Genomic DNA, 22,261 nt, shown 5'->3' with positions numbered 1-22,261 from the left:
TCAGGAGGAAAGCATCGGCTACTTATATAATTGATTATTAATGGGTAAAAATAATAAATCTAGCAAAATCGAACGACCTATCCAAAGCCAAAATTAGATTCGCTTACAAAAGAAAGCCCTGTTCGGTCGGGGTAGTCGAAGGAACATTTTCATCGTCAATCATTTCGAGTAAATCAATTTCTATTCCCCTAGTAATCGATGTTATCGGCACATCGTTGTAACTGCCCTCGAATGGATTCTCAGAATAGTCCCCAATTTTTTCCATTAAAAAAAAGATCCATATGACTAACCCGCTTAAAAATGGCATAATAAAATACCCCAAAACATCGTCATGATCAAACATTGTAGTCATCCCAAATGGAACAAATGCCGCGAAAACAATGGTCAACCACAATGCCGTAGACGCATACTGCCGTGGAAATGGAAAATTTTTAATACGTTCAGCCCTACCTTGCTCTGAATAAAGATTGGCCAATAAACTGTGAAACTCTATATGACGAAAATCTTCGTAATAATCCAAATCGCGCAATTCCTGTAATCTCCTAGATTGATTGGCCATAATATGAACGGCAGAATTGGACTTCGACTTAATACCTTCCAACTCCGACTTTTCAATATATCGCGCCAAATCTCTATCCAATAAATCTTTATAATCAGCACAATTACTCTCTGACACTACACCGGGCAAACGCAATTCAGTATGCTCCCAAGGCCTACTCAATCGCAACTGATGCCGCAAGGTGATTAACCATGCTATATGTCGGTATATCAATTCACGCTGAACATCTTTCGCTCCCTCCCCTTGTACAAAAGAAACTACGGCCGCTCCAAAAGTACGACTGTTATTGACTATTCCCCCCCATATTTTGCGAGCTTCCCAAGTCCTATCATAGGAACTGTTGTTCTTAAAACCCAAATAAAAAGCCACAGCAATACCTATAACACTAATGGGTTGCCAAGGGATGTAAAAACTAAAATTAATTAGTTTTAAACCAAATTGAACCAAAATCGCATAGACAACCCCTAGGATAAATGGTTTTTTGGACCACATAAAGGTTTGAACAAAACCGTAATTTCTTTTTGCGTACATCACTTTTATATTTAAATGGATAAATCCATACTTTAACAATCAAATTTAATCGACTATCATTAATCCTCTAAGTAGCCAAATCGGCCCAAATTGTAATCCTGCATAGCTTCCATCAATTGCTCTCTGGTATTCATCACAAAGGGTCCCTGTGCCGCTATTGGTTCGTTAAATGGCTCTCCACTTAATACCAATACTATAGACTCCTCCTTCGCTTCTACCGTAAAGTCCTCCCCTTGGTTTTCAAATAATACAAAGTGATCACTATTGACGACTTCATCGCCATTGATCAAAACACTACCAGATACCACAACTACAGCAGTATTGTAATGCGAAGGGAAAGAAAATCGACCTTTACCTCCGGTATTCAATTTGGCATTCATTAAATTGACCGGTGAAAACGTCGAAGCAGCACCAGCTACACCATTGTACTCACCAGCAATTACCTCAATGACACCGCCTTCATCGTCCAAGGTTACAACAGGTATATTTTCGTGAACCAGGGATTGGTACTTAGGCGTAGTCATCTTGTCCTTGGCAGGAAGATTGACCCATAATTGAACCATTTGAAAATAACCTCCAGCCTTACTGAAATTGGTTTCGTGATATTCTTTATGCAATACACCTGATCCAGCCGTCATCCACTGAACATCACCTTCTTTGATAATGCCTCCACCACCACTGCTGTCATGGTGAGCTACACTGCCCTGATAAGCAATGGTTACCGTCTCAAATCCACGATGTGGATGTACACCCACACCACGAGGTCGATCTGAAGGTGGAAAATAATGAGGAGAATTGTAATCCATTAAAATAAAAGGATCCATTCTTTTCATATCTAAACGATTAGAAATGGGAATAAAAGTTTGCACTCTAAATCCATCTCCAACATAATGAGGCGATCTAGGACTGACGACCATTTCAATTCTTTTAGTTTTCATCTATTTACACTTTTCTGTTTTACAATAGTACAAATCTAAATCATGTCACCATCCTGTCCATTGATCTATGATAAGATCGACTAATACTACATGAATTATATTGGAACAGGCAAAAGTTTAAATATGAGCAAATCTTAGGAATATCATGTTTATTAGAATCATTAATCGCGGAAGGAAGATACCATCTATCATGTTAGCAAATCTTTTTAACCATAGAATCAAATTATTTCAGTGATGAATACTCTTCATACCCTCCTAAACCACTTTTTCTTCTGCATAAGTTACTAATTTTTAGAATAAAAAATGAAATCATTAGGAGATTGTCTTGATTTAATACGAAATACATTTTCGCAATGATAAAAAAGTTTGAAAAATGACAGAATGAAGTTGCTCTATTGAGCAATCCAATGGGCTAAATGTCCATTGAATGCCTCTCCTTGGGCGAGTCGAAGGGCGGGAACCGAATCTCACGCGTTTTGAGTGAGACCAAAAGTGATACGAACCACCCAATCCGTTGTATTAAGAGTTGGATGAAATTATCTAAATGAGATATAATAATTGCGGTTAAAAAAACTTAGGCAATGACAATCTACAGAACAATCATTGATTATAAACCCATTAAATATTAATAACTTTTAAAATTTCTCTTAGCTAAATCCCGCCTAACCCTACTTAAACTCTCCGGAGTCACCCCCAAATAAGATGCCATCATCCATTGAGGTACTCGTAAAGTCAAATCTGGATAAAGATTTATAAACTCCAAATACCTCTCCTCTGCTGTCTCCGCCATTAAACCGTGAATCCGCTTCTGTAAATGCCGTATATGATTGTGCAACAATCTCTCATTAATTCGTTGAAAACTAGGATTTACTTCGATAATACCATCTACAAAACCCTTATCCAACATCACAACTACAGAATCTTCAATAGCATCGATAAAATAATCAGAGGATTCGTCAAAATAGGCACTAGATCGATCGCTCAATAACCAGTTTTCGCAAGCAAATTGCACAATGTGTTCCTTGCCCTGACCATCGATAGCATACATTCTAATCAATCCACTTTCCACAAAAAAAGTATGGTGACAATGACCTCCTTCCCTCAATAAAAAATCTCCTTTCTTTACTTCCTCTCTGTGATATAGAGACTTCAATGACTCCATTTCCTCCATTGAAATCTTCCCATTGGCTTGAAAAAAATGATAAAAGTTATTCAGCATTGATCGATTTTGATTTTTTTAGAATACATTAATACATACTGTGTTATATTTTTGTCTAGAACCACTTTTTCTTCTTAAAATACCATATACATATTAAAGCCACTACAACCATCAGCCCCCAGAGATAAAAATATCCGTTTTTGAGTTCAAGTTCGGGTATATATTTAAAATTCATACCATATATCCCTGCCATAAAAGTAAGGGGTATGAAAATAACGGAAAATATAGTCAAAGTCTTCATCACTTCATTTAGACGTTGACCCTGATAACTAAACATAAGATTGAGCATAGACTCTTGTTCCTGCAATTCAAAATCTATATCTGATAGCAAATGGTTATTTTGTTCTTTTAATTCTGAAAAATATTTGCCTTTAAAGCCCATGACTTGATTCTTTTCAAGCTTGCTAATGGTGTCCCTCAGACTGCTGGCCGCCTTTTTAAATTTAAACAAATTGTGCTTCCTCATCTCTATCTTTTCTGCAAAAGCAGGACTGGCGTCGGCGGAAAAGATAGACAAATCCCCTTCTTCCTCTTTTGAAAATTTATCGAAGACTAAATTGTAGTTGTCCAAAACCGATTCCAAAATTAAATACAACAAATAATCGGCCTTTTTTTTGCGGGCAATTCCAATATTGTTCTCCAATCGCTCCCGAATCCAATCAAAATAATCTCCTTTTTTCTCTTGAATACTCCAAAGCATATTACTACTGACAATAAAGATCATCTGTTCACTGGAAAAAGATAAATTCTCGTGGATCAATATTCGAGCTGAGACAAAGAGTACGTCTTCGAGTTGAATTACCTTATTGGGATGTTCATCGTCCATCATTAATTTAATCAAAAAATCATCTATTTGACTCTCACTAATGACTTGAAATATTTCACTTTCATAATCCAATCCATAGGTATTGAACCATTTTATTCCTACCCCCTGCTCTACAAGTTTGATCTCAGATATATTGTTAAAGGTAATTTTTTCCACCTTATTAGGCGAATATTGTATTAATGAGGTTTCATTAAGAAATCCAGACTCCATAGTATTGTGTTTTGGATAAAATCGAGGAAGGTCAACCATTCCAACTTATCGTCGTTTTAAAGATAATAAAAATACAATGATAACCACAAGACATAATAATACGTCCATAACGCCTACTTCATTAAGCGCTGATTAAAACAACTTTGGCTAGGGAATATACTACTTTAATTTCTTGGGATATTGAGGAAGAGCATAGGTTATCTCTTCTAAAAATCGAATTAATTTCTCAGAGATTATTTTTGTTGAAAAATTGTCTTCCATAAATGAGGCCGCATTTCGACCGATAATATCACAGCCCAATTGCCCTTCGATAATCCGGCTAAATGAATGAATAAAATCCTCTTTAGTATCGGCAAGTAAAAACTCCTTATCTGCAGTTGCAGGAATTCCCTCAATACCCAAGGAAGTACTCAAAACCACCTTCCCCAATGCCATGGCTTCCAATATCTTAACCCGCATTCCACTGCCGGAAAACAGCGGGACTATAAAATATGGAAACTGATTGATATAATCGATGGCATGATCTACTTCACCGTGAATCACAATGTTGTCACAGGCTTTCGCCTTAATATAATCTGGCATATTTCGACCGGCCAAATGAACTCTAATTTTATTGCCAAACCGCTTTTTCAATTGTGGCAATACTTCTGACAAAAACCAATTTAATCCCTCTACATTGGGCATCCAATCGAGTGAACCTATAAATCCTACTTCAATGTTTTTGGTCTTCCTCAGCCATTTCTTATATGGATATTGAGACAAATCCAATCCCAAAGGCAAAGTTAAGATCCTTCCTTTATAACCGTAGTCAATATATTTTTGATGATCTATCTCACTAATAGGCAATAAATAATCGACATTATTTAATTGTTCTAATTCGTAGTTTTTTAAACTTTTTGCCAACTTCTTGAGATACCAGCGCTGCAGAGGATTTTTATTATTTTCAGCCAATCGATCCCATATTTCAAATTCAATATTATGCGATCGCAATACAATCTTGGCCTGACTATTTTGTTTTAAGACATCTAAATAAGGAATCATATATAGACTCTCCAACAAAATCACATCATAATCATCCCCAAGTAATAATTCTTTAATACTATCGGAAAAATCCGAAGAAATAAATCGTTTGATATGATATGAGCTTCCTTCTATTAAACTGCGCAACGCCTCGATCGGTCGCAGTTGATTGTTAATCGGCACCCATTTCACCTTTCGATATTGGGACAAACAAAGTAAAACATCAGAATCCACCCGCGTAAAATGCTTAGCGGTATTCATAGCCAATAGGTCAATTACGACACCATTGGCAGCCAATCCCCTACTTAGAGTATTGATAGCCACTGATTCACCATCCTTTTGTGGCCATGGAAACTTTTTACACAGTTGTAATATTTTCATATTATAAGAACTCAAAATATAAAAGAAAACGGAAAAACTTGTATTATTATTCCCGAATAGAAACGTTAAATTCTCGTGATAGCAAAAAACATACATAAAAGTTACGGCAAATTGCCTGTATTAAAGGGCGTAAATCTTGAAATCAACGAGGGTGAAATCCTTGCTATTCAAGGAAAATCAGGTGCCGGCAAGAGTACATTTTTACAAATATTGGGCAGTCTCGACCAGCCCGATTCTGGTGAAATTATTTTTCAGGGTCAAAATATATTTAATAAATCGGAAAAAGAATTGGCACAATTTAGAAACCAACACTTGGGTTTTATTTTTCAATTCCACCATTTATTGGATGAATTTACGGCTAAGGAAAATGTTGCCATACCAGCCATGATTGAAGGAAAACAATCGAAAATAGATTTCTATAAAAAAGCAGAATCATTGTTACATTTCATGGGATTGAGTGAAAGACTAGAACATTTCCCCAACGAATTGTCAGGTGGTGAACAACAACGAGTAGCCATTGCAAGAGCCCTAATCAATGATCCTATGCTGATATTGGCCGATGAACCCACTGGTAATCTCGATACAGAAAATAGTCACCAGGTTTTTCTATTGTTTAAAAGACTTCAACAAGACTTCAACCAAACCATTGTCGTGGTTACCCATGATGAAGTTTTTGCTAAAAAATGTGATCGCATCGCCTATATGAAGGACGGTGTTATCGAATCTATAACGAGGAACACAGCAGTTGTCAACCCACAATAATCATATAAAACAAGGACAATATGTGGTATGCATTCTGTAAATATTACTTCAAAGCTCATACTATTTACCAGGTCCACTCACCACTATTGTACGACTTTTGTCAACATGTATTGGAAGATAACAAGGGGATTAATCATCCTCATTTAGAGGTTTTGAAATCAAAACTAAAATCCGATCAACGCATCATAGAGAGAAAAGATTATGGTTCTGGATCCAAAAATATAGCCACGACCACTTCTGTGGCCAAAGTAGCCCAATATGCATTGTCCCATCCCATTGTGGTCAATTGGTTAAGTAGAATGATGACTCATTACCAACCCTCGGTATTTCTAGAATTGGGAACTTCTTTGGGCTTGACGACGTCCTATCTCGCCACCGCTCATCCGCCATGTCGGATAATCACCGTAGAAGGTGATCCGGCCATATATAATATTGCCACTGAAAATTTTAACCAACTTCAGCTTTCTATTGATAGCCATTTGGCCAGTTTTGAAGAGTTTTTAAATCGAGACCACCTCGATGATTCTCCACCCAATATGATATTTATTGATGGTCACCACAATGGTTCAGCAACCTTAAAATATTTTGAAAAACTCAAAACAAAAATGGCCGCAGACGCCATTATTATTTTTGACGACATTCACTGGACGCCAGACATGGAAGATGCTTGGGAAATCATTAAAAAAGATGAATGCGTAAGCTATAGTGTCGATTTGTTTCAAATAGGCATTATATTTACCCAAGCTTTGAACAAGGAGGCCGAACACAGAATCATTATTCCTTGGAAATATAAACCCTGGAAACTAAAACTTAAATAACTCATGTCACAAAATATAGATTTTTCCAAAATTCAACTATTGGTACTCGATGTAGATGGTGTGTTGACCAATGCCGATATTCACATCACAGAAAATGGAGAATTTTTAAGAACCATGAATACCAAGGATGGCTATGGAATGAAGCGACTACTGGATGCAGGCATCCCCATAGCTGTGATTACTGGTGGTACGAGCAAGGGTGTTGAACTTCGACTGCGAGGACTGGGCATTGAAACCATTTATTCCGGCATACACGACAAATTACCCGTGTTAGAAAAAATTGCCTCCGATCTCAATATATCCATGTCGGCCATGGCTTATGTCGGTGACGACATACCAGATCTTCCTTGTATCCAACATGTAGGCATAGGTTGTTGTCCAGCGGATGGAGTCCAAGAAATATTAGATGCCAGCCAATACATAGCGGAAAAACCAGGAGGCAGAGGATGTGTTAGAGAGATTATCGAACATATCTTACGCAGTCAAAACAAGTGGAATTAAAACCAATCAATGAATTTATCCAGATTCCTACAATTAATTCGATGGCAAAACATAGTCTTAATATGGCTTATGCAGATCATCGTGTTCTATCTATATATTAAACCACTTTGCGGACCGCAGACCTATACTTATGATATTTTTATAGTTTTTATCTTGGCCATAGGTTGCAGCATTGGGGCAGGAAATTTGCTTAACGATATTGTCGATCAAGAAAGCGATTCACTAAATAGCAAACGTATTTCTATTGTTGGCCAATCGGTATCTGAGAGCTTGGCATGGCGTTATTATTATATTCTACTTTCATTATCGGTAATTCTTTCGATTACTGGGGTGATTCTCGGATGGCCAATATTGATCTTAGTTTACATAATCATCATTAATATTTTATTATATTTTTATTCCCTAAAATGGCAAAATTCCGTGCTAATCGGCAATATTACCATAGCCTTTTTGTGTAGTTCTGCGATATGGATAATTACTTCACTCATCCCTGATTGTAATCTCTCTTTCAATGTCCATTTTCAAGACAAAACCAATATCATCATCTGGGGATATACGATAATGGCCTTTTTTATCCACCTCATTCGAGAAATCATCAAAGACTTGGAGGATAGAGATTTTGATATAAAAGCAGGGGTCTATACCCTTGCTAGTAAGCCCATAGCCATGGTCAAAATCATCACCAATAGTCTCATTGTTCTATTGGCTACAGTTATACTCGGCCAGCTTTACTTATTAACTCCATTTATCGATAGTCAACAAATGACGGTAGGTCTAGCCATACTGATGATCCCATTGGTTGTCATTACCATAATATTCAACAACCCAGTGCGCAGCAACACTTATTCATTTCTATCGAAGTTGATTAAAGTCTATATTATTTTTAGTTTATTATTACTTATTCTATGGCAGAAATAAACCGGCATTTGAGATTTCAAAAACCTATACTTCTAGCTTCTGGTTCTCCAAGGAGGTTGGATCTTTTACAAAAAATGGACATTGAGGTTCGTCAAATCAAACTAGATTACCATGAGAATATCGAACCGGATTGGGCATTAGAAGAAATTGCAGAATTATTGGCCGTCCAAAAATGGGCACAAGCCTTGCCCAATCTCCGCAATAATGAAATCCTAGTAACCGCTGATACCATCGTTATTCACAATGACCAAGTCTTGACCAAACCGAAGGATGCTGAGGAAGCTCACCAATTTTTATTGGCCATGAGCGACCAAAGCCACGTTGTAATGACGGGGATCAAAATCGGAAATCGAGAATTCGCTTCGAGTTTCACGGATACTACCAAGGTTACCTTCTCCCCATTGAGTGAAAAAGACATCCAATATTATATCCAACATTATTCACCATTTGACAAGGCCGGTGGATACGGTATTCAAGAATGGATTGGATGGACCTATATTCACTCTATTGAAGGTAGTTTTAGCAATGTAATGGGACTCCCTACACAAAAAATCCATCAATGGTTGAGCCAATATGCAGAATAATAGCCCTGTTACAACAACTGTAAAGATTTAATATTACACAATTTTAAATTTTAACCATATTTATACTATATTCATTGACTAAATCAATCATCGAAAGTCCATGAGTAGAAGAAAATTTATCCGCCAAACAGGGATTTCCGCAGCTGGATTGGCACTAATACCAGAACTCAGTTTATCCGAAATTATTCAACGAAAGAGAGCAGTTTCACCCAATGACAAAATCCAAATCGGTCTTATCGGCTGCAAGGGTATGGGTTTTTCCGATTTGTCCTCCATGCTCAAGGTGGATGCCACGGAATGTGTTGCTCTCTGTGATATAGATGATGGTATCTTAGCCAGTAGAACTAAGGACTTAGTAGACAAAGGATTTAAAAAGCCAAAACAATACAAAGATTACCGAAAATTATTGGAGGACAAAGATGTAGAAGTCGTCATTATTGGCACTCCAGATCATTGGCATTGTCTTCAATTTAGCGATGCATTGGATGCGGGTAAGGATATATATTGTGAAAAACCCATAGCCAATTCTATACAGGAGTGCGATATAATGTTGGAGAAAGCCAATGGATCTGATGGCATTGTGCAAATCGGTCAATGGCAACGCAGTCAAAAGCATTTTAACGATGCCATCGAATATGTAAAATCTGGGAAATTAGGAAAAATTAGAGTGGTCAAGGTTTGGTCCTATCAAGGATGGATGCACTCTGTTCCTCGCAAACCAGATAGTCCTGTTCCTCCAGGCGTAGATTACCAAATGTGGTTGGGCCCAGCTCCCAATAGACCATTCAACGAGAACCGTTTTCATTTTAATTTCCGTTGGTTTTGGGACTACGCCGGTGGACTAATGACGGATTGGGGGGTTCACCTCATGGACTATGGAATATTTGGCATGGATGTAGTCTATCCCAAAAGCGTAATGGCGATGGGTGGTAAATACGGATATCCCGACAGTGGAGAAGAGACTCCAGATACCATGCAAGCTATTTATGATTACGGTGACTTTTCCCTAATTTGGGAACACGGAACTGGTATCAATTCGGGAAATTTTGGCATGAATCACGGTATTGGCTTTATAGGCAACAATGGAAGTTTGGCCCTCAATAGACAGGGGTGGAAGGTGATTCCAGAAAAAGAAGGCAAAAACGATAAAATCGAAGCCATAGAGTGGATGCCCAGCGTAGATCGAGGCTTGGATATCAATACTCAAAATTTTATTGACGTCGTACGATCTCGAAATGCTTCCGATTTAAATACCCCATTGCAAGTTGGGTACAATGCCGCTGTTGTCTGTCATTTGGGGAATATAGCCCTCAAATCTGGTCAAAAGATTCACTGGAATCCAGATAAATCTAAATTTAATGAGAAAATAGCCAATCAATACATCAATGCCCAATACCAAAATGGATGGAAATTGCCCAAAGTATAAATCTGGTTTATTTAAATAAACCAACAACTTAAGGAATGTGAAAATAGCTATCTAACCTTCAATAAATATGGCATTGAAGGGACATTAGTTCAACAAGGCGATTGAGGCAATCGTCTTGTTGAGTTAATAAGCTAAACTATTAGCCAAGTCTTATGTCATGGTAATTTATCTTGTTAACTCATTTGAACTTTCTACTTTAGGTACTGCCTTTATAATTGATAAACAATTTATTATAGATAGTGTCTAAGAAGAATCTAACTTTGATATTAATTCTAAATACCTGGATAAATACCCTATCTAAGAAATTAATATTACCCAACTAGTAGACTATTTCTAAAAATTAGTGGAGTTCAATGATGATAAAGAATGAGAACTATCTTTAAGTCTATCCGATAGAGTAGTAATATATCGTGATTTATTATTGAATTTAGTCATCCATTACTATTCCATTTCAATGATTCTACATATTTCGCAATAAAACTATTAATTAAATCACAAAAACCATTTTTTTACAAAAATTAATCTTATATTTAACAATATGTGAAGCACTATAATATAACAATCTAATTTTACTTAATTGCAAGTAAAATTCCCCATAAAAAAATATAAAACATTAGATAATAATATCTTATCTAGTCTAGGTAACCTCTATATTAATAATGGGTTAAAAGTGAATTTTTTCACATTATTGAGTGTTATAATTTTAGTGATGAATACCCTAATATTAGAAGAATAGAATATATGATTAATCTTTCCTTAAATACATGGTGGGATGCTCTATCGGGCGGAGGTCAATTCTTTTGGGCCTTGGCCATAGTTTCGTCCATTGTCTTTATATTGGTATTTGTCATCAGTTTATTGGGAATGGATGCCGATACCGATCTCGAAATTGACACCGATGGTATAGACGGTGATTTTGATTTCCCCATATTTGGGGTAAAATCCATTACTGCATTTTTAACATTTTTCAGTTGGACAGGAGTGATGATGCTCGATGCGGGCAAATCGGTAGCTCAGTTAATGCCATTTAGTATTGGAGCGGGATTGGTGGCCATGTTTACCGTCGTGTTTTTAGTTCGACAATTCAATAAATTTACAGAATCAGGTACGGCCGATTTTCTCGACCTTATCTTTGAAAAAGGTGATGTATACTTAACGATTCCCCCAGACAAGAAAGGCAAAGGCAAGATTCACATCACTTTAAACGACAGCCTCAAAGAAATCAATGCCATCACAGAAGGACCAGAGATTAAAAGTGGAGAAAAAGTGCGCATTTTAGAAATTATGAAAGACAATACCTTATTGGTAGAAAAAATTAATCAGTTAAAATAAAATCCTACACTATGGACTTAAACATCACATTAATATTAATGGCCGGCCTAGTCGGACTGGTCGTCTTATTACTTTTGCTCTTCATCACCAGATTCAAACGATGTCCGTCTGATAAGGTGTTGGTTATATATGGAAAAACAGGCAGTGGATCAGCGAAAACCTTGGCTGGTGGTGCCGCCTTTGTATGGCCTATTATTCAAGATTACGCCTATTTGGATCTTTCACCTATATCGATAGATGTTGATTTGAGAAATGCCTTGAGTAGACAAAATATTCGGGTCAATGTACCTTCTCGATTTACCGTGGCAGTATCCAATGACACAGGGACTATGCTCAATGCGGCCGAACGTTTGCTCGGCAAGTCCATTAACGAAATTCGAGATATAGCCAAGGACATTATCTTTGGACAGTTGAGATTGGTCGTAGCTACTATGGATATTGAGGAAATCAATTCGGATAGAGACAAATTTCTTTCGAATATAGCCTCGAATGTTGGAAGTGAATTAAAGAAAATTGGTCTGGTATTGATCAACGTAAATATCACCGATATTGAAGACGAGTCTGGATATATCGTCGCCTTGGGTAAGGAAGCCGCAGCACAAGCCATCAATGAAGCCAAGGTTCGAGTGGCAGAACAAGAGCGACAAGGTGCTATTGGAGCTGCCTTAGCACACAAAGAACAGCGAATTAAGGTATCGACTTACGAAGCGGAAGCCAATTCTGGTGAAGCCGATGCCAAGCGATTGGAAAGGGTCAGAGTATCTGAAGCCGATGCCGAAGCCATTAATGGTGAAAACTTGGCCAAGATAAAAATCGCTGACTCCGACGCCGTCAGAAGAGAAAGAGAGGCTGAAGCATCTAAAAGAGCCATATCTACTGAAAAGATTCAAGCGGCCAATGCTTTAAAAGAAGCCTACAAAGCAGAGAAAGAAGCAGAATTGGCCAGAGCCGAACGCGAATTGGCTCGCCAAGAAGCTGATGAAATCGTTAACGCGGAAATCGAAAAAAGAAAAATAGCCATTGCAGCCGAAGCCGAAGCAGATCGTCAACGATTAATTGCCAAAGGGGAAGCCGATGCTATATATTTAATGAAGGAAGCAGAAGCACGAGGTCTATATGAAATATTGGAAAAACAATCTGAAGGTTTCAACAAAATAGTGACTGCGACCCATGGCAATACAAGAGATGCTGTCTTAATGATAATCGCAGATAAATTGGAAGACTTGGTCAAAACCCAAGTTGACGCCATTAAGAACATTAAAATAGATAAAGTAACCGTTTGGGAAGGTGGTGATAATGGTAGTGAGAATGGTCAGAATTCAACTTCAAAATTTATTTCTAACCTCTATAAATCCATTCCACCGATGCACGATTTATTCGATATGGCCGGTATGAATTTACCTGAATATTTAGGTAGTCAACAAAAAGCCATTGACCAGTTGTCCTCTCAGGTAGAAAAGAATAGTAAGAGAGACGATACCCCGATCGAAGTCAATGAATTGGAATAAATTACTTTTAACGGTTTAATGATTTACAACATTTTGTTTCTATAATCCATGTTTCCAGTATTGGTCTTTTGCCCGATACTGGAAATTTTTTTAATTCAATCCAATGAAAAGAATTTTCCTAGCATTAACACTGGTATTTGCAACAACTGCACTTCATAGTCAAGATCAAAAAAACGTTGTGGTTATCCTCGTCGATGACTTGGGATGGAAAGACTTAGGCTATTCTGGTAGTCCGTTGTACCTTACTCCCAATATCGATGCATTGGCCAGTGAGTCCGTAATTTATTCCAATGCCTATAGTGCACATCCCGTGTGTTCCCCATCACGTGCGGCATTACTCACCGGTAAAAATCCTATTAAAATCGGGATATCGGACTGGATTCCTGGTAGTGACCCTAAAGATAAGCCATTGCTAGGACCAAAGGACTTACACGAATTGCCTTTAAAGGAAATCACCTTGGCAGAACGATTAAAAGATTATGGGTATTCTACTTTTTTTGCAGGAAAATGGCATTTAGGTGGTGAAGAGCACTCTCCTAGTCAACAGGGATTTGACATCAATGTTGGAGGAATAGATCTAGGCTCACCTCCTGGGGGTTATTATGTCCCCTACAAAAATCCACTCCTGCCAGATGGTCCAGAAGGTGAGTATTTAACGGATAGATTGACCACGGAAACCATAGATTTCATTACAGCTCACAAAGATTCGCCCTTCTTTGCCTATCTGTCCTATTACACCGTGCATACTCCTATTCAAGCCAATAAAGACTTTAGGCCAAAGTATAACGATGTAAGTATCGACCACAAAACAACTAATGAAGGCGAAGGCCAATCCTTGATTTTTCAAGACAATCTAGACTACGCATCCATGGTATCGGCTATGGACAACAATGTAGGGCGGCTGGTCAGACATTTAAAGGATGAAGGTCTATGGGAAAATACCATATTGGTATTTACTTCAGACAATGGAGGTCTATCTACCTTAAATAATCAGTACAAAGGCAAGATACCTACTTCGACCTTCCCCAAAAGAGGCGGTAAGGGTTGGTGTTATGAAGGGGGAATACGAATTCCACTATTAATTCATAGCCCTGGAGATGTAGATAATAAAACCTGTGACAAACCAGTCACTCATATGGATATAGTCCCTACTATCTTGGAGAATATAGATATAGATTCCAAGGCCACTGCAACAATGGAAGGAGAAGATATTCTTTCTAAGCATTGGATAAAATCAACAGCTATCCGACCTTTGTTCTGGCACTTTCCTCATTATCATGGCAGTGCATGGACTCCGGGATCGGCTTTGCGACGAGGTGATTGGAAACTCATATATTTCTATGAAGATGAGCGAAGTGAACTATACAACTTAGCAGTAGATGAATCTGAAAATGTAAATTTGGCGAAACGATATCCGGACAAGGTAGCCATCCTTAAAAAAGAATTATTTGCCATGATCGATGCTTCGAATGGGAAATATCCAAGTAAAAATCATTCCGCTAAAAAGTAATCCGAGAATGGAGAATGGTCAATTATTAATGGTTAATTATTAATGGTTAATGGTTAATGGTTAATTATCAATGGTCAATTATCAATGGTCAATTATCAATGGTTAATTATCAATGGTTAATTATCAATGATTAATGGTTAATGGTTAACGGTTAATTATTAATGATTAATGGGTAATGGGTAATGGAATTCGTATTATACCAAATGAATTTTTAATAATTGATTTTTGGGGCAAACAGTGTGACAAAACCATTGGACAATATCCTTTTCATTATTCCCTATCGTCTTTGAATAATGGCTAATCGAAATCCTCTTGGCTAAACAAAAAAGACCAATTATTGAATGTATTCAATAATTGGTCTTTTTTGTAAAATAATAATCTCTGCTAAATTACTTTACAAACTCAGCGTATTTTGCATTGATTTGGTCGGCACTTAATGCAGAATTGGAATGAACCAAAATATTGTATCTAAATGTCACTGATTGACCTGGATCAAGAGAATAATTCAACTCCTCCTTGCCACCAGACATTGCTTTTTGCCCCAATGGATTGGCCGCAAACAAACCATATCCTCTGGCGTGCCAGTATGTTGGATAACCTACATTGGTAGGGTGGTCCATTACGGTAATCGATACAGGATCACCGTCGATATTACTGTACAACTCCATCCATTTACCTCTCGTCCCCCAAACATCGTCACCTTCAATACCTTCACTTGAAAGATAATTTCCATTGACTCCATCGTTGTTCAATTCTTTAACCTCGGTAGGATTACCTGCAGCATCGGTAAATACAGCTGGCTTATCGGAAGGCAACTCCATGGCTCTGGTTACACGAATACCCAACATCCCCTCTTTATTATCCGTAAAATCTACTTTTTTATCCTGTGCAGTCAATTTTGTCTCTCGATAAATATTTCTGCTATCTCCTTCACTGTCAAACTTGTAAGTAGTCTCTTCACTTAACAAGACTTGGCCATTGATATCCTTCCATTCGGCTTCTACCACTAAGGTATTGCCCTCCATCTTTTTTATCCCTTTGTGATAGATGGTTCCATATTCACTTTTCTTCTCGGCAGAAATTGCCTCTGAATTATTCCAAAAATCCAATCCATTAACATCTCCATAATTTAACCAAATACCTACGTGGTGAGGGTGATCAACTCTCTCCCCCGGCATAGGATCCAATGGAAATCCCCGTGTTAGACTCTTTCCACTGGCCGTCACTATGGGATAAAGAACTGGCTTGGCTATGTTATCTGGATATATATACGCCGTAAACAAGTCGTCCCCCATATATACCTCTACCTTCTTTTCAGCTTCATTGGCCACTAATTTTACTTCATCCTTTGTCATTGTATCACTCATAGAACCTTCCTCAGATTTTTGGTCTCCATTCGAACCGCATGAAAATACCATTCCAGCCATACAGGCAAGACCGATTGAAAAAAACAAACGCTTTATCATTTTATTGTATTTAGTTAATATTTATAATTGTACCTCCTGCCAAAACATCTTGACCGTTTTCTTGAAATGCTTGAAAATTCCCTCTCACCACTAGTCTCGGACTAAAATAATGTAGAATAAAAGATATAAATGACATTGGGAATAAAGGGTATCTAGATTTTCTAAGCCTACCCTCATTACAGCATTTCTTAAACCATGAAATAGCTATTACGGTAGTAGAACCATTGATTATGGTCAATTTCTTTATGAATAAAGACTTGAATCCTTTTATGTTTAAAGCCTTAACATTCAAGATATCTGCTGTTTCATCTAGCAGACAACGCCAAGTCATCCATAAAATATTACCAACTGACCGATTCCAATTTACCATTAATTACACATTCTGTGTTTTACTTATTTTTCACTCACTAATAAGGCTGAAAGCGCTTTCAAAAACTTAAAAATAATAAAATCTCACGGTTTAGACTGCTATTATTTTAACCTTGTTTAACACAATTTAGCGGAATTATTGAAAATTGTCCATATATCCTTGCTATTTCATGGTTTAAATTAATAAAAATATATATTTATAAATACTTTTAGATTTTCGGAGTAGGAACTTTCTAAAAATCGCTCTATTTTGCAATTTGATATCGCATGGTCAAGAATTTACAATTAGTCGTTACTGAGCATTCGAATATCATAGTCTTTAAACCTCTAAACCAATAAAATGTCAACGTCTCCTAAAATTAAATTTGCTATCATAGGTACAGGATCCATTACCAAACTCCACATTCAGTCGATCGAAGAAATCGAGAATGCTGAAGTGGTCGCTCTGTGTAGCTCTTCCAAAGAACGGGCCTTAGAAACTGAAAAAATATATCCTTATCCTTGCTACTACGATATCACCACATTGTTTGATAGCGAGACGATCGATGCCATTTCCATCTGTACCTATAGTGGCAACCACCTCGAATCATGTGTAGAAGCGGCTAAACGAGGAATTCACGTGATCACAGAAAAACCATTGGAAGTTTCTCTCGAAAGGGCAGATGCAATGATAGAAGCATGCTCGAAAAACAATGTCTTATTGGGCTGTATTTTCCAAAGTCGGTTCAAACCGGATTATATTCGATTAAAAGAAGCCATCGACCAAGGTCTTTTAGGTGACATACTCCATGGCAATGCCTATATCAACTGGTATAGAAATGAAGATTATTATCAATCCAGTAGTTGGAGAGGAACATTAAAAGGCGACGGTGGTGCAGCTTTGATCAACCAAGGTATCCATACCATCGATTTGTTGCTCGATGTAATGGGGGAAGTAGAAAATGTTTACGGACAAGTGAAAACAGTGTATCACGATATCGAAGGAGAGGATCTCGGTATGGCCATCCTCAATTTTAAAAATGGACGCACAGCTACCATTCAAGGTAGTACAGCCATGTACCCTGGCTACCCTGAAAGATTAGAAGTATATGGAACCGATGGAAGTATAATCTTGGAAGGTGGACAAATCGTTTCATTTCATTCCAAGAAACAAGAAACGACATCTAACAAATCAAACCATACTGGTTCAGGAGCTTCTGATCCAATGAGCATCAGCTATCTCTACCACAAGATACAATTGGAAGATTTCGTAGACAGCATTATCAACCATCATGAGCCTCTAATATCAGGAGTTGATGGAAGAGCTCCTTTGGCCGTCATTCAAGCCATTTATCAATCTTCGAAAGAACAAAAATTATTGACTTTATAAGAATTTATAAGGAATTTCCATAATACTTTTATAAGTATTGTACGCAGTGCATTAGGGATAAAAATAAAAAGAGGCCGACTTCATTAAGTCGGCCTCACCTATTCTATATATTGAAATTTAATGATCAACCTTTAATTAATTTCTTAAATATTTTTCGTTGTTCCTTCATTGCCTCCACAGTATCGGCTGGTTTAGTACGACACTCTAACAATATCCATCCATTGTAATCCATCTCTTTAAATAGTTTCATCAATTGAGGATAAGGATAATCTCCTTCGTTCATTTCTCTTATGTGAACCGTATCTCCAAACCGATCTTTTACTAAATTGAAATTGTACTCCAATCCACCACCGATAAGATCCTCATCATTTGAATTCCAACAAACCGTAGCATTTGGATGATCTGCCACATCAAATATGGTTTTCATATGCGGTAACTCCTGAGTCCCTCTTCCGTGAACTTCTACTCGAATCTGCTGTCCATAATCGGCGGCGTATTTGGCAACCTCATTGAGCGAACGTCCGATCTGCTCCAATGTTTTTTGCTTCGATACTCCCTTAGGAAAGGCATTCGGTTTAACCTTTACACCGGTTCCACCTATGTCGTGACTCAATTTGATATACTCTTTGGTCTGCTCAATAGAATCTCTTAATTTTTGTGCATCTGTGTGATGGTAATCTTGATTCGTCCCCATGCCCAAACACTGTACCTTAGTGTCTGCAAACCTCATCTTGACTTCCTGTCGCGCTTGAGCCGACATTCCTAGGTGAACATTATGAGCGTGTTCTATCCGCAACTCCACCCCATACAATTTGGACTTTTCACAGTTGGTAATCAATGTTTCTAGATCCCAATCTTTACCCCATAAATAGGTCACCAAACCCAGTTTCATATTTTTACCCTTCTTCATCATAGAAGAATTTAACAGAGAATGAGGACTCAACATTGCACCCGAAGCAGTAAGTGCAAGCGCTTGATTAAATGCGCGTCTATTCATTTGTTTTGACTGTGATTTAGACATTTTACAAATTTAAATTTTTATGAGAATAATGTTTCCAAAAATAATAAAATTCTTGATATATAAAACCAAATATCATTGTCAATCTCAAAAGACTACTTTTTATCACAGAAAACCATAAATAAATACTGCCCTATAAAAACATACACTACAAAACATTACTCCCTCATTTTCAACCAATAGCAGCTTACATTCCTGTCATTAAATACGACTCAATAAATCCACTATAAAAAATGAATAAAAAATTTTCAATTAATTTTCATTGGACTTTACGATTATCACACAACCAAATTAAATATACACATAACCCCAAAACGCCTTCTATTCTATCGATATGCGGCAAATTCAGAAATGGGTTTCCATTCTGGTGTAATCTCTCCTGTAGCAATTCGCCATCCAATATTGTAATACAACTGACCATCTTGTTGAATGCCAGAGAAATCCATGTCCTCTCTATATTCGTCTGAAGGTTGATGATAGTGTTGAGCCGTATATTGATCCATTACCGATTTAGCGTATTCTACACCTTTTGACTGATGCTCATAGGAACCCTTGGCATAGAGAGCGGGAATACCAATTTTTGCAAAATTAAAATGATCACTGCGAAAGAAGTACCCTTTTTCAGCTTCTTGATCAGGGATAATGTATCTATTTTGCAAAGCGGCTTCCGCTTCTGTTATTTCATCAAAAGTAGAGTGTCCATACCCTATCATAGTCACATCCTTCATCAATCCCAGTGGTTCTATAGCGTCCAAATTCAAATTGGCCATCGTAGTCCTTGGGGGATAGATGGGGTGTTCACTATAATATTGAGAACCCAATAAACCTTGCTCTTCTGCAGTCACAAATAGAAAAACCAGCGACCTTTTAGGCATAATATTATTTTCCTTATAAGTTCTGGCTATTTCCATCAAAGCAGCCACTCCAGTAGCATTGTCTACCGCCCCATTGTAGATACTGTCTCCATCGATGGGAGTAGACACACCAAAATGATCCCAATGCGCTGAAAAAATAATATTCTCAGGACCACTTCCAGAAATTTTAGCCACTACATTTTGACTGGTATTGTATGTCAATTTGTTTTTGATCTCTATACTGGCAGTAGCATTTAGAGGAATTGGCTTAAAACCGGGCTGAGCTGCAGATTTAAATACGGTTGAAAAATCCAAACCAGCCTTGGTAAATAACTTCTGAGCAGCTTCTAAGGTCAACCAGCCCTGAACCGCACATTTGTCGCTACCTTTGTTCTCACTCTGAATATTTTGTTGAGAGCCAGCCCATGAATTCCGAACCACAAACCATGGATATCCGGCCATTGTCGGTTCGTGAACGATAAACACTCCAGCCGCACCCTGTCTAGCTGCTTCTTCATATTTATAAGTCCAGCGACCATAATAAGTCATTGAACGACCTTTAAAAAAAGTAGAATCCTTACTACTCAATCCTGGATCGTTGACCAACACAATTATCGTCTTCCCCTTGACATCTACACCTTCAAAGTCATTCCAGTCTTGCTCGGGAGCATTGATGCCATAACCGCAAAAAATAATTTCACTCTTATCGAGGGACACCTCTGTTGCTTCTTGCTGGGTATATGCTACAAAATCCAAACCCAATTCCATATCCATATTGCCGTTTTCCAATTCAATATCCAATGTGTTGGCAGGAAAACCTTCGATATCCACCAAGGGTACCTCCTGAACAAATTGATCGCCATTCCCAGGCTCTAATCCAAATTGCGTTAATTTCTTTTGTAAATAATCTACCGTTATCTTTTCACCAGGGGTAAATGGCATTCGGCCCAAAAACTCATCAGACGCTAGGGTTTTAGTATAAATTCTCAAAGAATCTTCAGAGATTTCTCCAGTGGGTGCGATATAACTTTCTTCGCTGTTACAGGCAATACCCAGATAAAATACAAGAATGTATAAAATGGAAACAAAAGGAATTTTAGTTTTATTGATTGCTGATTTTCTATACATAAAATATTGTTATTCTTATTAAATTAATCATCCTCATTAGAATTGTCAACTAAAAATAAATTAAATTTGTTACCATTGCATATAATCTGATTTACCATTTTTAGTCCTACTACGTGCGATTAAAGGGATTAAACCTCAGTAAGCACACGCATCCAAGGGTAAAAGATAGAAAAAATAAATGCTGTAACCAAGTTATGAATGAGATTGAATCAAAACTAGAAGCAAGAAAAATTCGTCCAACAGCTATGAGGATATTGGTCTTACAATACCTCACCCAACAAGATACGGCAGTATCCTTAAAATCCCTCGAATTAGCTTTTGAAAAAGCAGATACCTCTACCCTCTTCCGCACTCTAAAAACTTTCGAAGATCATAAATTAGTACACAGGATCGAAGATGGCTCTGGCCAAACAAAGTATGCCCTCTGTCTTCAACATTGCCAGTGCAGACCGCAAGATCAACACTATCATTTTCATTGTATTCAATGTGAAGAAACCTATTGTTTGACTGCCAATACCGTACCCCAATTGGACTTGCCTGCCAATTTCACCTTAAAACAGGCCAACTTAGTATTGAAAGGAATCTGCGCCCACTGCCAATTGTAAGTTTGCAAGTCGTTTGCAATCACTATTAACTATCTTTGTTATATAGTGAAAAACATACTAATCATATTATCGCTTTTTATTCTTGGTTTTGGATTTAGTCCATGTGCCGATACAGCTGTAGACCATCAATGGACTACCCTAGATCAACACGACCATTCCATGGACACCGATAAAGAAAGTGAAGATGAATGTACACCTTTCTGTATATGTCAGTGCTGTGGCTTATTCATCACATTTTACGATATAATTCAGGTAGATAAAGAAAAGTGTATTTTTGATTATTCTTATCTATACCACTACGACAATCAATACAAGTGGGAATACCAAACTACCATCTGGCAGCCACCAGCTAATATTTAAACTATAATATAATGGACTTATGTCCATCACTAAACCTATTATATAGTTT

General features: G+C 37.5%; 20 protein-coding genes. 12 read left to right on the top strand and 8 right to left on the bottom strand.

Translation table 11 applies throughout. From position 1 onward, the window contains the following. Positions 1-103 precede the first annotated feature (103 nt). From LVD51_RS02235 to LVD51_RS02215, 5 genes are all read right to left on the bottom strand, one after another. A complete protein-coding gene (locus LVD51_RS02235) occupies positions 104-1,090 on the bottom strand; it encodes a bestrophin family protein (protein WP_236969549.1) in 987 nt (328 codons plus the stop codon). Positions 1,091-1,149: 59 nt separating this feature from the next. After that, positions 1,150-2,028 carry a pirin family protein gene (locus tag LVD51_RS02230; protein WP_236969548.1) on the bottom strand — a complete coding sequence of 293 codons (879 nt, stop codon included), beginning with the start codon at positions 2,026-2,028 and terminating at the stop codon, positions 1,150-1,152. Positions 2,029-2,653: 625 nt separating this feature from the next. After that, on the bottom strand, positions 2,654-3,247 hold the full coding sequence (locus tag LVD51_RS02225; protein WP_236969547.1) for a Crp/Fnr family transcriptional regulator: 594 nt from the start codon (positions 3,245-3,247) through the stop codon (positions 2,654-2,656). A gap of 55 nt (positions 3,248-3,302) precedes the next feature. Beyond that, entirely contained in the window at positions 3,303-4,283 is a 981-nt protein-coding gene (locus LVD51_RS02220) for a CorA family divalent cation transporter (protein WP_236969546.1), read from the bottom strand. Between the two features lie 159 nt (positions 4,284-4,442). Continuing rightward, positions 4,443-5,684, bottom strand: a complete 1,242-nt coding sequence (locus LVD51_RS02215; RefSeq protein WP_236969545.1) for a glycosyltransferase family 4 protein — start codon at positions 5,682-5,684, stop codon at positions 4,443-4,445. Between the two features lie 111 nt (positions 5,685-5,795). Here LVD51_RS02215 and LVD51_RS02210 point away from each other — a divergent pair, with 111 nt between their 5' ends. The 9 genes from LVD51_RS02210 (at position 5,796) to LVD51_RS02170 (ending at position 15,043) form a co-directional block, all read left to right on the top strand. Beyond that, on the top strand, positions 5,796-6,446 hold the full coding sequence (locus LVD51_RS02210; protein ID WP_236969544.1) for an ABC transporter ATP-binding protein: 651 nt from the start codon (positions 5,796-5,798) through the stop codon (positions 6,444-6,446). Between the two features lie 20 nt (positions 6,447-6,466). Further along, positions 6,467-7,264, top strand: coding sequence for an O-methyltransferase (locus tag LVD51_RS02205; protein WP_236969543.1), 798 nt, complete (start codon positions 6,467-6,469; stop codon positions 7,262-7,264). A 3-nt stretch (positions 7,265-7,267) separates the two neighbouring features. Then, positions 7,268-7,765, top strand: a complete 498-nt coding sequence (locus LVD51_RS02200; protein WP_236969542.1) for a KdsC family phosphatase — start codon at positions 7,268-7,270, stop codon at positions 7,763-7,765. A gap of 9 nt (positions 7,766-7,774) precedes the next feature. Further along, positions 7,775-8,683, top strand: a complete 909-nt coding sequence (locus LVD51_RS02195) for a UbiA family prenyltransferase (protein WP_236969541.1) — start codon at positions 7,775-7,777, stop codon at positions 8,681-8,683. After that, complete coding sequence (locus tag LVD51_RS02190; protein ID WP_236969540.1) at positions 8,671-9,267, top strand: Maf family nucleotide pyrophosphatase; 597 nt, start codon at positions 8,671-8,673, stop codon at positions 9,265-9,267. The genes LVD51_RS02195 and LVD51_RS02190 overlap by 13 nt, the downstream gene beginning before the upstream one ends. A 100-nt stretch (positions 9,268-9,367) precedes the next feature. Then, positions 9,368-10,693 carry a Gfo/Idh/MocA family protein gene (locus tag LVD51_RS02185; RefSeq protein WP_236969539.1) on the top strand — a complete coding sequence of 442 codons (1,326 nt, stop codon included), beginning with the start codon at positions 9,368-9,370 and terminating at the stop codon, positions 10,691-10,693. Between the two features lie 741 nt (positions 10,694-11,434). Further along, positions 11,435-12,025, top strand: coding sequence for an NfeD family protein (locus tag LVD51_RS02180; RefSeq protein ID WP_236969538.1), 591 nt, complete (start codon positions 11,435-11,437; stop codon positions 12,023-12,025). 11 nt (positions 12,026-12,036) lie between these two features. Next, entirely contained in the window at positions 12,037-13,533 is a 1,497-nt protein-coding gene (locus tag LVD51_RS02175; protein ID WP_236969537.1) for a flotillin family protein, read from the top strand. 103 nt (positions 13,534-13,636) lie between these two features. Continuing rightward, positions 13,637-15,043 (top strand): sulfatase, encoded by a 1,407-nt coding sequence (locus LVD51_RS02170; protein WP_236969536.1) that lies wholly within the window; start codon positions 13,637-13,639, stop codon positions 15,041-15,043. Between the two features lie 389 nt (positions 15,044-15,432). Here LVD51_RS02170 and LVD51_RS02165 read toward each other — a convergent pair whose 3' ends face one another. Then, positions 15,433-16,509, bottom strand: coding sequence for a DUF6807 domain-containing protein (locus LVD51_RS02165; RefSeq protein WP_236969535.1), 1,077 nt, complete (start codon positions 16,507-16,509; stop codon positions 15,433-15,435). 709 nt (positions 16,510-17,218) lie between these two features. On the opposite strand from LVD51_RS02165, the gene LVD51_RS02160 reads away from it, so the two are divergent. Continuing rightward, a complete protein-coding gene (locus LVD51_RS02160) occupies positions 17,219-18,247 on the top strand; it encodes a Gfo/Idh/MocA family protein (protein WP_236969534.1) in 1,029 nt (342 codons plus the stop codon). Between the two features lie 124 nt (positions 18,248-18,371). Here LVD51_RS02160 and LVD51_RS02155 read toward each other — a convergent pair whose 3' ends face one another. Beyond that, positions 18,372-19,268, bottom strand: a complete 897-nt coding sequence (locus LVD51_RS02155; protein ID WP_236969533.1) for a sugar phosphate isomerase/epimerase family protein — start codon at positions 19,266-19,268, stop codon at positions 18,372-18,374. 323 nt (positions 19,269-19,591) lie between these two features. Next, a complete protein-coding gene (locus tag LVD51_RS02150; protein ID WP_236969532.1) occupies positions 19,592-21,247 on the bottom strand; it encodes a M28 family metallopeptidase in 1,656 nt (551 codons plus the stop codon). Positions 21,248-21,441: 194 nt separating this feature from the next. On the opposite strand from LVD51_RS02150, the gene LVD51_RS02145 reads away from it, so the two are divergent. Together LVD51_RS02145 and LVD51_RS02140 are read left to right on the top strand one after the other, a co-directional pair. Beyond that, positions 21,442-21,852, top strand: coding sequence for a Fur family transcriptional regulator (locus tag LVD51_RS02145; protein ID WP_236969531.1), 411 nt, complete (start codon positions 21,442-21,444; stop codon positions 21,850-21,852). 45 nt (positions 21,853-21,897) lie between these two features. Beyond that, positions 21,898-22,212, top strand: coding sequence for a DUF6660 family protein (locus LVD51_RS02140; protein WP_236969530.1), 315 nt, complete (start codon positions 21,898-21,900; stop codon positions 22,210-22,212). The last annotated feature ends 49 nt before the right edge of the window (positions 22,213-22,261 follow it).

The organism is Membranihabitans marinus, from assembly GCF_021729155.1.
GTDB classification, from domain to species: Bacteria; Bacteroidota; Bacteroidia; order Chitinophagales; family Saprospiraceae; genus Membranihabitans; species Membranihabitans marinus.
The sequence above is the reverse complement of the archived record's forward strand: the minus strand, read 5'-3'. Positions and strand labels throughout refer to the sequence as shown.